10 protein-coding genes are annotated in these 11,542 nt (G+C 62.0%); all 10 read left to right on the forward strand.

Annotated features, from left to right (window positions below; translation table 11 throughout):
- Nucleotides 1-125 precede the first annotated feature (125 nt).
- The 10 genes from ACLD1X_RS23675 to ACLD1X_RS23720 all read left to right on the forward strand — a co-directional run bounded on the left by ACLD1X_RS23675 (nt 126) and on the right by ACLD1X_RS23720 (nt 11,540).
- On the forward strand, nt 126-2,066 hold the full coding sequence (locus ACLD1X_RS23675) for an acyltransferase family protein (protein ID WP_429371802.1): 1,941 nt from the start codon (nt 126-128) through the stop codon (nt 2,064-2,066).
- A gap of 369 nt (nt 2,067-2,435) precedes the next feature.
- Nucleotides 2,436-2,630, forward strand: coding sequence for a hypothetical protein (locus ACLD1X_RS23680; protein ID WP_429371804.1), 195 nt, complete (start codon nt 2,436-2,438; stop codon nt 2,628-2,630).
- 297 nt (nt 2,631-2,927) lie between these two features.
- Nucleotides 2,928-3,674, forward strand: coding sequence for a sugar transferase (locus tag ACLD1X_RS23685; protein WP_429371806.1), 747 nt, complete (start codon nt 2,928-2,930; stop codon nt 3,672-3,674).
- A complete protein-coding gene (locus tag ACLD1X_RS23690) occupies nt 3,675-4,322 on the forward strand; it encodes a CpsD/CapB family tyrosine-protein kinase (RefSeq protein WP_429371808.1) in 648 nt (215 codons plus the stop codon).
- A gap of 22 nt (nt 4,323-4,344) precedes the next feature.
- Nucleotides 4,345-5,382: a polysaccharide biosynthesis/export family protein gene (locus tag ACLD1X_RS23695; protein ID WP_429371810.1), complete on the forward strand. Its 1,038-nt coding sequence runs from the start codon at nt 4,345-4,347 to the stop codon at nt 5,380-5,382.
- A gap of 16 nt (nt 5,383-5,398) precedes the next feature.
- Entirely contained in the window at nt 5,399-6,991 is a 1,593-nt protein-coding gene (locus ACLD1X_RS23700; protein ID WP_429371812.1) for a GumC family protein, read from the forward strand.
- Nucleotides 6,988-8,082, forward strand: coding sequence for a glycosyltransferase family 4 protein (locus ACLD1X_RS23705; protein WP_429371814.1), 1,095 nt, complete (start codon nt 6,988-6,990; stop codon nt 8,080-8,082). The genes ACLD1X_RS23700 and ACLD1X_RS23705 overlap by 4 nt, the downstream gene beginning before the upstream one ends.
- Nucleotides 8,079-9,446: an O-antigen ligase family protein gene (locus ACLD1X_RS23710; RefSeq protein WP_429371816.1), complete on the forward strand. Its 1,368-nt coding sequence runs from the start codon at nt 8,079-8,081 to the stop codon at nt 9,444-9,446. Before ACLD1X_RS23705 ends, ACLD1X_RS23710 begins: the two co-directional genes overlap by 4 nt.
- On the forward strand, nt 9,443-10,411 hold the full coding sequence (locus tag ACLD1X_RS23715; RefSeq protein ID WP_429371818.1) for a glycosyltransferase family 2 protein: 969 nt from the start codon (nt 9,443-9,445) through the stop codon (nt 10,409-10,411). Before ACLD1X_RS23710 ends, ACLD1X_RS23715 begins: the two co-directional genes overlap by 4 nt.
- Nucleotides 10,404-11,540, forward strand: a complete 1,137-nt coding sequence (locus ACLD1X_RS23720) for a glycosyltransferase (RefSeq protein ID WP_429371820.1) — start codon at nt 10,404-10,406, stop codon at nt 11,538-11,540. The genes ACLD1X_RS23715 and ACLD1X_RS23720 overlap by 8 nt, the downstream gene beginning before the upstream one ends.
- Nucleotides 11,541-11,542: the final 2 nt, after the last annotated feature.

An 11,542-nucleotide genomic window follows, 5' to 3' on the forward strand; every position in this document is an offset into this window, starting at 1 on the left:
TGATTTTTGCGTCCCCCCGGTTTCCAGCTACAAATGATGAGTGGTTTGAATGTCCGCGATCCTGACAGCGGTTGTCACGGGGCGGACGTCGATGGATCGCTTCGGTTTTAGGGATGGTCAGGCGCATGGCTCAAGGCAAGTACCGCTCCGACATTGACGGGCTGCGCGCTGTCGCGGTGATTGCAGTGCTGCTGCACCACCTCAAGGCCGGCCTGTTGCCCGGCGGCTTCGTTGGCGTCGACATCTTTTTTGTCATCTCGGGATTCCTGATCACTTCCCAGGTTTTTTCCGAGGTCAAGCGCAATGCGTTCTCGCTCAAGGGCTTTTATCAGCGCCGCATCAACCGCATCGTCCCGGCGCTGGCGACGGTGCTGCTGGCGACCGTGATCGCCGGGGCCTTCATCCTGTCTCCGGTCGACCTGATCCGCCTCAATGTCAGCGCCCTGCTCTCGCTGCTGGGTGTCTCGAATATCTACATCTGGGTCAAGTACGGTAACTACTTCGCCGCCGATGCCAGCGAAGCGCCGTTGTTGCATACCTGGTCACTGGGTATCGAAGAACAGTTCTACGTCATCTGGCCGCTGTTCATCGTGCTGCTGTATCGCCTGGCGCCGCGCTACGTGTTGCCCGTGCTGGCCATTGGCGTTGTGCTGGCGGTCGGGGTTTCCGAGTACGCGACCGGCGTCTTCGCCACGGCCGCCTACTACCTGTTGCCCACGCGCTTTTTCGAACTGATGCTGGGCGGGCTGCTGGGGATCTACCTGCACCAGCCACGCGTGATCGGCAAACTCACGGCCCATGGTTATGCGCTGGCGGGCTACCTGCTGATCGGTTTTTCGCTGTTCGCCCTGACGCCCGGCTCGACCTTTCCCGGAATCAACGCCCTGATCCCCTGCCTGGGCGCTGCCTTGCTGATCCTGGCCGGCAGCGGTGATCGCCATTCACGCCTGCTCACCAGCCGCCCCATGGTGTTTATCGGCCTGATTTCCTACTCGCTGTATTTGTGGCACTGGCCGTTGATTGCCTTCCTCAACTACGTGGAAATCCCCATCGACCTGCCCGTGGGCGCGATGTTGATCATCACCTCCGTCCTGCTTTCATGGCTGTCCTGGCGCTACGTCGAAGTGCCGTTTCGGCGCAACGGGGCGACCTTGCACTTTGCCCGGGTCTTCACCCGCCGGTTTGCCCTGCCGGCGTTGGGGCTGGCGTTGCTGGCAGGATTGAGCCTGCAGTTCAACGGTTTTCCACAACGCTTCAACGCCGGCGTTTCTGCACTGGAAGCAATGGCCCTGAACAAGCCTGCCGAGGTCCGCAGCGGCTGCCACGTGCCCAATGCGCTGTACAAGACCGAACCCAACGAGCACTGCCGATTGGGCGCAACCAAGGATGAGCTGGACGGCATCATGATCGGCGACTCGTTTGCCAATCACTTCACCGGCATGGTCGACATCCTGGCCAGGCCGAACAACATCATGCTCATGGACTACACCATGGACTCCTGCCCGCCGATCCTCGGCTACACCGCCGAAATGCCTCCGGTGTACGCGGCCCATTGTGCGAAACGCAACGAACGGGTGTTCAGCCTGATCCAGCAGAACAAGTATCGCTATGTGGTACTGGCGGCGATCTGGCCCAAGGATGCACGGGCCAAAGATCTCGTCGAAGCGAGCATCCAGCGGGTGGTGGAGAACAGCGGCCAGGTGATCGTCATCCTGAGCAACCAGCACATTGAAAAAGCGGCGAGTTGCCCGATTCGCCGGCTGATGTTCGGCACCGACCGCAATTGCTCGGTGGCCCAGAGCGCACTGGCGCCCTATTGGGCGGACGTGCGGGCCAGGTTCCCGCAGATACGCTTTATCGACCCCAATCAGGTGATATGCCCGGCGGGCGTGTGCAGTCCGATCATTCAGGGCCAGCTGCTGTACCTGGACGACTCGCACTTGAACGAAGTGGGGTCGCGGTTTATCGGCCGCACCTTGCTCGAGCGTGGCTTCTCCCTGCTGCACGATCCCAAGGCCAACCCGCAGACCGCTGACGCCAGGCTTGGTACCTCCGTAGTGAATTGACGGGCGTCCAGTCAATCGATTGGCGGCCGTTTCTGGATAATAGCATTGCGCCATCTTTGCGTAAGAACTGTCGGACTTTGGCGAAAAGCGTCAATAAACCGATGACTCAAATCTGACACGCTCAAGCTGTTACAGCCCTTGTATTTCACGGCTTACGACCGTCCATCGCTTTCTTGAAATTCTTCACAATCCCTCAACTTTGGGGAAAAACCCAATAGTGGTGCGAGGTTGATGGCAAATGGCCCCCAAATTTGGGGGGGCTTGCCCGGTCAACATGCCGGTTTGCTGACACGGTTTGCCAAGGCTGGTCTATACCCCTTTTGACAGTTTTAGTTCGCAACTCTCCAGCGCATTTCGAGGCACGCCAATATGGACGTGAGCGTATTTGGTACGGGCGATGTTGGCCTTGTTCAAGCAGCGGCACTGACCGATGTCGGACATCACGCGCTGCGTGTCGTCATCGATCCGAAGCAGATCCGGCAACGGCAACAGATGGCGGCCGCCGGCCTGCGCTGCAGCGGCATTGGCTTGCGCCACATCGTGTCCGAGGCCGTACGCCCATGAAGATTCCAGTCACCGCAACGACCGGATTTATTGGCACCAGCTGCTACGACCCGTAACTCAAACACCATCGCGTGCAGTGGGTGCAAGAGCAGGCACGCCCTTTCCAGCGCTCAACACTTTGACTGGCCGATACGCCGGCCATAGAGGCGCTGTTTGCCTGCGACCTGGCCCACGCTGCCGATTTCCAGCCGCGTTTCGAGCTGGATGAGGGACCGGGGCGCTTCGTTGCCTGGTTTCGCACTGACTACTGACTGCCTGTCGCCAACGCCGCACGCGGCTGAACTCTGCGGAGGATTTATGACTGGACATGAAAAAAGCGTGCCTCTGACCAACATGCGTCGGGACAAACGCATGGACCCCGAACACCGCATGCGCATGGACGCCGCCATTCACATGCAGGGCCGTAGCTGGATTACCGGTCGCGACGGTGGCCGGTCGTGGACCTTGTCGCGCACCAACCGCGTACTGGCCTGCGTCGGTGCACTACTGATCCTGGTGCTGATTTCGCCGGTGCTGCTGGGGTTGGCGCTGGCCGTGAAACTCACCAGCCCGGGGCCGGTGATGTTCGTGCAGAAACGCACCGGTTACCGCGGCCGCCTGTTCGGCATGTACAAATTCCGCACCATGGTCGCCAACGCCGAGGAGCTCAAGGAGTCCCTGCGGCACCTGAACAAGCACGGCGCCGACGCCATCGATTTCAAGATCGACAAGGACCCGCGCATCACCGGTATCGGCGGTTTCCTGCGCCGTACCAGTCTCGACGAGCTGCCGAACCTGTTCAACGTAGTGACCGGCGACATGCGTCTTGTAGGCCCCAGGCCCACTTCGTTCAACGCCTACCGCTACAAGGACAACCACCTCGCGCGCCTGAGCATCTACCCCGGCATGACCGGCCTGTGGCAAATCTCCGGACGCAGCAACATCGACTTCGACCAGCGTGTCGAGCTGGACCTCACCTACATCGCCGAGCAGAGCCTGCTGCTTGATTTGAAGATCCTGTTGAAAACCCCTTTCAAAGTGTTCAGCGGCCACGGAGCGAGTTAAATGGACGGTTCAACTGCAAAAAGCCTCAGCATTGCCAGCCCGAGCGAGTCCAACCTGACATCGACCGTGCTTGACCTGGACCTGCGGATCCTGTTCCTGACCGCCGCCAACCCCGGCGCCGGCACCACCACCAGCGCCCTGGCGCTGGCCAGCCAACTGGCGCAGATGAGCAGCGGCCAGGTGTTGCTGGTGGATGCCAGCCAGTCGGCGACCAACCTCACGCAACAGTTGGGGCTGACCCGGGAACGGGGGTTTCGCGACTTGTTGTTCAACACCCAGACCCCGCCGTTGCTGCAGGACTGCGTGGTGGACGTCTCCAGCCTGCCCTTCCACATTCTCCCGTTCGGTCGCCACTCCCGTGGCAACGAACACCTGACGCCCGAACGCCTGCGCCCGTTGCTCGAGCAACTGGGCAGCCAGTACCGCTTCGTGGTGATCGACGGCGATGCGGTGTATTCGGCTTCCGACACCCTGGTCATCAGCACCCAGGTGGACGGCGTGGTCATGGTCGTGCGTTCGGAAGACACCCGCTGGGAAGTGGCCCAGGCCGCAGCCCAGCGCTTGAGTCAGGCCGGCGCGAAACTGGTTGGCAGCGTGTTCAACCGACGCAAGTACTACATGCCCAAGTGGCTGTACAAAAACCTGTGAGCAACCAGAAACGGATGACGCCATGAACGCCAAGATGCTTGTCCTGCTGTTGCTGCCGCTGGCAGGTTGCTCCAGCACCCACTCCGATGATTCCCAGAGCATGCCGGTGCAGATCCTCACGGCTCCACCGGCCAACGCCCAGGCCACCGACGTGCCCAAGGTCGAGCAGACCCTGCGCCCACAGGATGTGCTGGACGTGATCTTCCACATCAGCACCAGTGGCTCGGCAGCCTATCGCGTGCAGTCCGGGGACATGATCGCGCTGAACTTCACCGCCGCCAGCCAGCTCAACGGCAACCAGTTGGTGCTGCCCGATGGCACCATCGAACTGCCGGGGGCCAACACCACGGTGAAAATCGAGGGCCTGACCCGCGACGAAGCGCGTGACGCGATTCAGCGTGCCTACGACCGCAAACAGCTGTTCCAGCCCAACCGCAACCAGCTGTCGGTGATCCTGGTGACCCCGCTGACCAATGAACAGAACCTCAAGTCCGTGCTCAACCACCCCGGCACCGGCATGAGCCGGGAAATCACCGTGGGCACCGACGGCTACGCCAGTTTCCCGGAAATCGGCGCCGTGCCGCTGCAAGGCATGACCGTCAACCAGCTGGAGGCCTACCTCAACAAACGCTACGCCACCCTGCCCGGCCGCATGACCGTGGACGTGTTGCTCAAGTCCACCGCCGGCAATGAGATCTATGTACTGGGTGAAGTCGGCCAGCCGGGCTCCTACCCGATCCGCCGTCCGGTGTCGGTGCTCGAAGCCCTGACCATGGCCCGCGGTTCCAACATCAAGGCACGCCTGGACTCGGTCATGATCATGCGGCGTAACGGCAACCAGGTGGTCGCACATCGTTACGACGTGGAAAAAGCCCTGTCCGGCGACGCCTCGCAGATCGCCTACCTGCAAGCGGACGACATGCTGTACGTGCCCAAGACCAAGCTGGCCAGCGCCGGTGAGCTCGCGCGACAACTGGCGGACGTGGTGTTGTTCCAGGGTGTGGGCTTCAGCTTCAGCTACCGCGTCGACAACAAGAACGACAGCAGCAACAACAACTAACTCGCAGGTGACCCGCATGAATCCAAAGGAAAACTACCTGCATGAGTTCTTCAGGATCTTCTACGCCAACAAACAGTTGGTGAAGCGAGTCTTCCTGGTCTTTGCAGTGATCGCCGTGGTCTTGCCACTGATGCTCAAGCAGAGTTTCGATATCACTGCCCAGGTGATCGTGCAGTCCAAGAAAATCTCCCAGGGGGATGCCACCAGCACCCTCAATCAGGAAAACGCATCCTTCATTCCACCGTCGCTGGCGGACATGGAGACCGAGAGCAATATCCTGCGTTCGCCGGCGTTGATCCGCCAGACCATCGGCCAGTTGCGCGAAAAAGGCGAGTACACGCCGCCCGTGGGCATCTTCAGCAAGTTGGTGATGCAGCCGATCAAAAGGTTTGTGACCAATCCGGTTCGCGAACACCTGGTCAATCCGGCTCGCAGATTGCTCGGGCTGCAGACCGACCCGGTACGCGACACCGTGCTCGATGTGCTCACGCAGGAAGCGTCCGACGCGCTCAAGGTCGAGACCCTGCCGGGCTCCAACGTGATCTCGATTGTCTTCAGCTTCCCTGACCCGGCCCAGGGCACCCGATTCGTCGCCACCCTGTTGCAGAACTACCTGGTCAGCCGCCAGGAAATGCAATCCATCGACTTGCCGCAGAGCTTCTACGAAACCAAGAAACTGCAGTACCAGGTGCGGCTCGATGGCCTGGAAGCCAATCGCCTGGCCCTGCTCGAAAGCATCGGTTCGTCCGACCCCAAGGAAGAAATCACCTTCCGCCTCAATGCGATCAACACCGAGGAGCAAGCGCTCAACCTGTATCAGGACCGCCTGCTGCAAAGCCAGCGCTGGCTCGATTACCTGAAAACCAACCTGACGATCGCCAACAACGCCCGGTTCAACGACTACACCTTCCCCTACACCTTCACCACCACGGTCGACAACGTCGCTTTCGAAGACCGCGAAATCAAGCAACTGGGTGAGCAGCTGACGACCCTGGTGGGTCGCTACATGAGTGACCTGGCGATCTTCCAGCCCGGCAGCGAGCCGATGCAACTGGCCCGCGAGCAAATCACCCGGACCCGTGGGCAATTCCTGAAGATTGTCAGCAACCGGATTCAGGAGCGCACCAGCGACCTGGCGACGATCAGCTCGGTCATCGACCAGAAAACCGCGCGCATTGCCGAGTTCAAGAACCGCATCCACCAGTTGCAGGAAACCCAGAGCAAGCTGCGCCAGATGGACACCGAGATCGACGCGTTGCACGCGGCGTTCTCCACCTATGCCCAGCGCTTCGCCGAAAGCAGCACCGCCCGTGCGCTGGACAACGACCTGTCCAACGCACGGGTGCTCAGCCCGCCGTTCGAACCGACCGAAGCGGCGTTCCCCAAACCGATGCTGATCATTCCGTTCGGGCTGTTCACCGGTTTGCTGCTGGCGATTGCCCTGGTCTACGTGCGCGAGTTCTTCGACCACCGCTTCAAGCACCCTGCGCAAATCACCCATGAACTGGGCCTGCCGGTGCTGCTGGTAATCAACGATCAAAGCACCCTGCCACACAATCCGCACAAGAACTGGAGCGTCCCGTCCCTCATGCATTGGGTGCGCAATTGAACGCGCCGCTCGACACCATCCGCGACCTGCCGATCATTCATTTGCTCAGCAGCGGCGGCTTCTATGGGGCCGAGCGGATGCTGCTGGACCATTGCCTGGCGACGCCGGGGCAGCACCAGGTGCTGTTTCTCGATGCGCCGCCAGAACTGATCGCGCGTTTTCGCGAGGCCGGTGTCGATTGCCAGGGCTGTGCGGGCCTGGGCGCGTTGCTCGGGCATTTGCGCCAGCGACGAGACCTGCGGCCACTGATCAATACGCACAACTTCAAGGGCCTGTTGTTCGGCTGGGTCGCTGCCACGCTGTTGCGCCTGCCGCTGGTGATCACCCAGCACGGTTTCACCCCGCGCAGTCGCAAGCAGAAGTTCTACACCTGGCTGAGCCTGCAACTGTGCCGCACGGCCTCGGTGGACCGGGTGGTGTGCGTCGCCGAAAGCATTGCCGTGCTGCACCGTCAGGCCAATGTGCGCACGGACAAACTGCAGGTGATCCCCAATGGCCTGCCGGCGGCCAACGACTTGCTGCCGAACAGTGGCGAACGCCAGCGCTGGCTGGCCGGTTACGTCGGGCGCTTGAGCCAGGAAAAAGGCCCTGACCTGTTTCTCGATGCGTTGATTCCGTTGTGTCAGCAGCACCCGCAACTGGATGCCGTGATGCTCGGCGACGGGCCGGAGCGCGAAAGCCTGCAGGCGCGCATCGACGCCGCGCGATTGCAGGCGCGCATCACGCTGCCGGGCTACCAGACCGACATGCGCGCGTGGTGGCGGCAACTCGATGCCTTGGTGATCAGTTCGCGCACCGAAGGCACGCCAATGATTCTGCTCGAAGCGATGCAGGCCGGGGTGCCGGTGGTGGCCTTCGGTGTCGGCGGCATTCCCGATGTCTTGCAAGACCGCCACAACGGCCTGCTCGCCACGCCCACCGACAGCGCCGCCCTCGCCCGCCAGATCGGCGTGCTGCTGGGTGACCCGGCCATGGCCGGCGAGTTGATCGCCAACGCAAAACGTACGCAACGGGATCGCTACGACCTCAAGGCCCTGGCCGAGCGCTGGTCGCAGCTTTACATCCGGACTGCACGGGAGGCACGCGCGTGATCTTTCCGCTCTCGATCGTCAGTTTGCTCGGCCTGGTCTGCCTCGGTCTGCTGGCCAGCCCTTATCCGTATCTGGCGCCGGGAGCGGTGCTGGGCCTGGTCGGTGTCGCGGTGCTGTACCGCAAGCCGACCTGGGGTCTGCTGGGCATTGTCGCCATCCTGCCTTTCGAGGGTCTGTTCAAGGACAACGCGTTATCGGGCTCCAAGTTCCTCGGCGCCTCGCTGGCACTGATCCTGATGCTGCAACTGGCGATTCGCCAACTGTCGCCCGAACGCCTGCACAGCAATATCTGGCGGTTTCTGGTCGGGTTCATGGCGCTGTACCTGCTCAGCCTGTTGAACACCGACAACATGGGTATCTCTCTGGGCCACCTGCGCGAGTTGAGCGTCGGCCTGATTCTGTTTGTCATCACCCTGCTGGTCGGGCGTGAGTTGAACCTCGACATGTTCGCCCGGCTGGTAACCCTGAGCGTCTCGGTGACCTGTGCCATGGCGATGTTCTCCGCCAAGTACCAGGACGCCGGCCGTGCGTCCGGCTTGCTCAAGGACCCGAACAACTTTGCCCTGATGATCGCCTTCGCCGTGCCCATGGCGCTGTGGCTGGTGATCCGCAGCCCGAACCTGTTACACCGGTTGGCCTGGGGTGTCTGCACCCTCCTGCTGCTGGGCGGCATGACCAAGACCGAGTCCCGTTCGGGGCTGGTGGTGTTGTTCCTCAGCCTGTTGATCGGCGCGTGGCATTACCGTGCGCAGTTGCCACGCATTCGTCCGCGCCACCTGGGCTTTGCCATGCTCGGCCTGGCGATCGTGATTCCGCTGGGGCTCTATGCGATGCCGGCCGGTTACGTGGCGCGAATCCAGTCGCTGAGCATCCTCAGCTCCGGGGCCAAGAGCCAGGACCCGTCCCTGGGCCGTCGCGCCTCCTACATCGTGGTCGGCAGCGCGATGATCGCCGAGAACCCGTTGCTCGGCACCGGCCCCGGCACGTTTCCGCTGCACTACGCCACCACCGGTTACGCCAAGGCTTTCTCCATCAAAGGCGAGACCGAGGACCTGTACCGTCGCGCCCACAACACCTACCTGGAAATCTTCAGCGAATTGGGGATTCCCGCCGGCCTGATGTTTGTCGGCATGTTGGCCCTGGGTTTGTACAACCTGATTCGCGCCCGCCGGGCCTGGCTGTTGCGACAGGACGGGCAGCAGGCCGACCTGATGACCCACCTGAGCATGAGCTTTCTGTCGTTGACCTTGTTCCTGATGTTCCTCAGCGCACCGAACCACAAGTACCTGTGGATCATGCTGGCAATGACCTGCGTGCTGCGCACGAAAGCCGAAGAAGCCCCGCTGAAAGAGGTCAAGGCATGAACCGCATCAGTATCGTCATCCCGATGTACAACGAAGCCCGGCACATCGCCCGGACCCTGCTCGCGGCACAACACGCCGCCGATGCGGCCAACGTGGAATGCGAGCTGATCGTGGTCGACAACGGCTCCGACGACCAGGGCCCGCACATTGCCCGACAGTTCGGCGCCCGGGTCCTGGTCCTGCCCGGCCTGCTCATCGGTGCGTTGCGCAATCGCGGGGCGGCGATCGCCCAGGGTGAATGGCTGGCCTTCATCGATGCCGACATCGAGATGCCCGAGAACTGGCTCAAGCTGTTGCTGGACCTCGAATCCGCCGGCCAGGCCGATGTCATCGGCCTTGACCTGCACACCCCGGCCGAAGCGCCGTGGTACGCCGATGCCTGGCAGCGCCGCACCTTGCGCCCCGCTACGCAGCCGCTGCATGCCGCGCAATGGTTGCCCAGTTCCAACCTGTTGATGCGTCGTCGCTGGTTCGACACTGTCGGTGGTTTCAATGAACAGCTGCGCACCGGCGAAGACAAGGAGCTGACCATGCGACTGTCCGACGCGGGTGCAAAACTGCTCTCGGTCAACCAAAGCGTGGCGCTGCATTGGGGCTACGAAGGCAGTTGGCGCGAATGGATGGGCAAGGAAATGTGGCGCCAGGGCAGTCATCTGCAACTGCTGCGCACCCATGGCCCGAGCCTGCGCCTGTTGCGTTTTCCGCTGCTGTCGATTGCCGCCTGGGTGATCGACTTCATGGCCATTTCCGCCCTGCTCGACGGTTTCCCTCACCATGCGGTGTTGATGCTGCTGCTGACCACCCTGCCCGCCCTGGCACTGAGCCTGCGCCAGAGCGCCCGGCACCACGACACGCTCCTGACCCTGCAACTCTGGGGCCTGCACTGGGTGCGCCTGCACCTGGCAGGCGCCGCGTTCATCCTCAGCCTTTGTCATTGGAATGCCAGGAGGCCCGCCCGTGGCTGAATTCATTTTCTGGTTGTGCCTGTTGCTACCGGTTTACGCCTACCTCGGCTATCCCCTGTTACTGACCTTGCTGGCGCCGTTTTACCCGGCACCATGCCATGGACCGGCAGAACCGATGGACGTGAGCATCGTGATTGCCGCACATAATGAGGCGCAGCATATCGAAGACAAACTGCGCACCGTGCTGGCCCAGGATTACCAGGCCCGCTCGCTGCAGATCATCCTCGCCAGCGACGGCTCGACCGACGACACCGTGGCCTGTGCACGGCTGGTCGATGACCCGCGCATCACCGTGCTCGACCTGCCCCGCCAGGGCAAGGCGGCGACGCTCAATGCCGGGGTCGCGATCAGCAGCGGCGAGATCCTGGTGTTCACCGATGCCGACAACCAGTGGTCCACCGACACCCTCGGCCATTTGCTCGCACCGCTCAACGACCCGCAGGTCGGTGGCTGCGCCGGGCACATGGTGATCCCGGTGACCGGCAAGGGCTTGAGCATTGGCGACAGCCTGTATCGACACTACGAAGGCTGGCTGCGCTACGTGGAAAATCGCACGGGTTGCATGGTCTCCGCCGATGGCGCCTTGCTCGCCCTGCGCCGCGAGTTGTTCCAGAACGTGCCAGCGGAGGTCAATGACGACTTCTTTATCAGCACCTGCGCACCGGTCGCGTTCAAGCGCATCGTCTACGTGCCCCAGGCCCGGGTGATCGACCAGGGCGTGGACGAAGCCGACAAGCAATTTCGCCGCCGTCAGCGGGTCACGGTCGGTGGCCTGCAAAGCCTGGCCCAACGCCGGGAGCTGCTTAACCCACTGACCCACGGCCTGTATGCGATTGCCTTGATCAGCCACAAGCTGATCCGCCGGCTGGCGCCGATCCTGCTGTTGCCGTTGCTGCTGAGCAGTTTCTGGCTATGGGAGGACCACGGCTTTTATCGCCTGAGCCTGATCGCCCAACTGCTCGGTTACACAGTGGCCATTGCCGGCCTGCTGGATTCGCAACACCGCTTGCCCAAACCCTTTCGCCTGGCCGCGTTCCTTCTGGTGACCCTTGCCGGAATGAGCATTGGCCTGTGGCAGTTCCTGCGCGGTCAGCGTTACGCCCAATGGAACCCCGAGCAAAATCGATGAGA

This window comes from Pseudomonas sp. 18173 (genome assembly GCF_050432945.1).
GTDB lineage: Bacteria > Pseudomonadota > Gammaproteobacteria > Pseudomonadales > Pseudomonadaceae > Aquipseudomonas.

Excerpts from the sequence above, each read along its gene's own strand:
- ACLD1X_RS23695 (WP_429371810.1), top strand. The coding sequence starts at position 4,345 with ATGAACGCCAAGATGCTTGTCCTGCTGTTGCTGCCGCTGGCAGGTTGC.
- ACLD1X_RS23685 (WP_429371806.1), top strand. The coding sequence starts at position 2,928 with ATGACTGGACATGAAAAAAGCGTGCCTCTGACCAACATGCGTCGGGAC.
- ACLD1X_RS23700 (WP_429371812.1), top strand. The coding sequence starts at position 5,399 with ATGAATCCAAAGGAAAACTACCTGCATGAGTTCTTCAGGATCTTCTAC.
- ACLD1X_RS23675 (WP_429371802.1), top strand. The coding sequence starts at position 126 with ATGGCTCAAGGCAAGTACCGCTCCGACATTGACGGGCTGCGCGCTGTC.
- ACLD1X_RS23690 (WP_429371808.1), top strand. The coding sequence starts at position 3,675 with ATGGACGGTTCAACTGCAAAAAGCCTCAGCATTGCCAGCCCGAGCGAG.
- ACLD1X_RS23680 (WP_429371804.1), top strand. The coding sequence starts at position 2,436 with ATGGACGTGAGCGTATTTGGTACGGGCGATGTTGGCCTTGTTCAAGCA.
- ACLD1X_RS23715 (WP_429371818.1), top strand. The coding sequence starts at position 9,443 with ATGAACCGCATCAGTATCGTCATCCCGATGTACAACGAAGCCCGGCAC.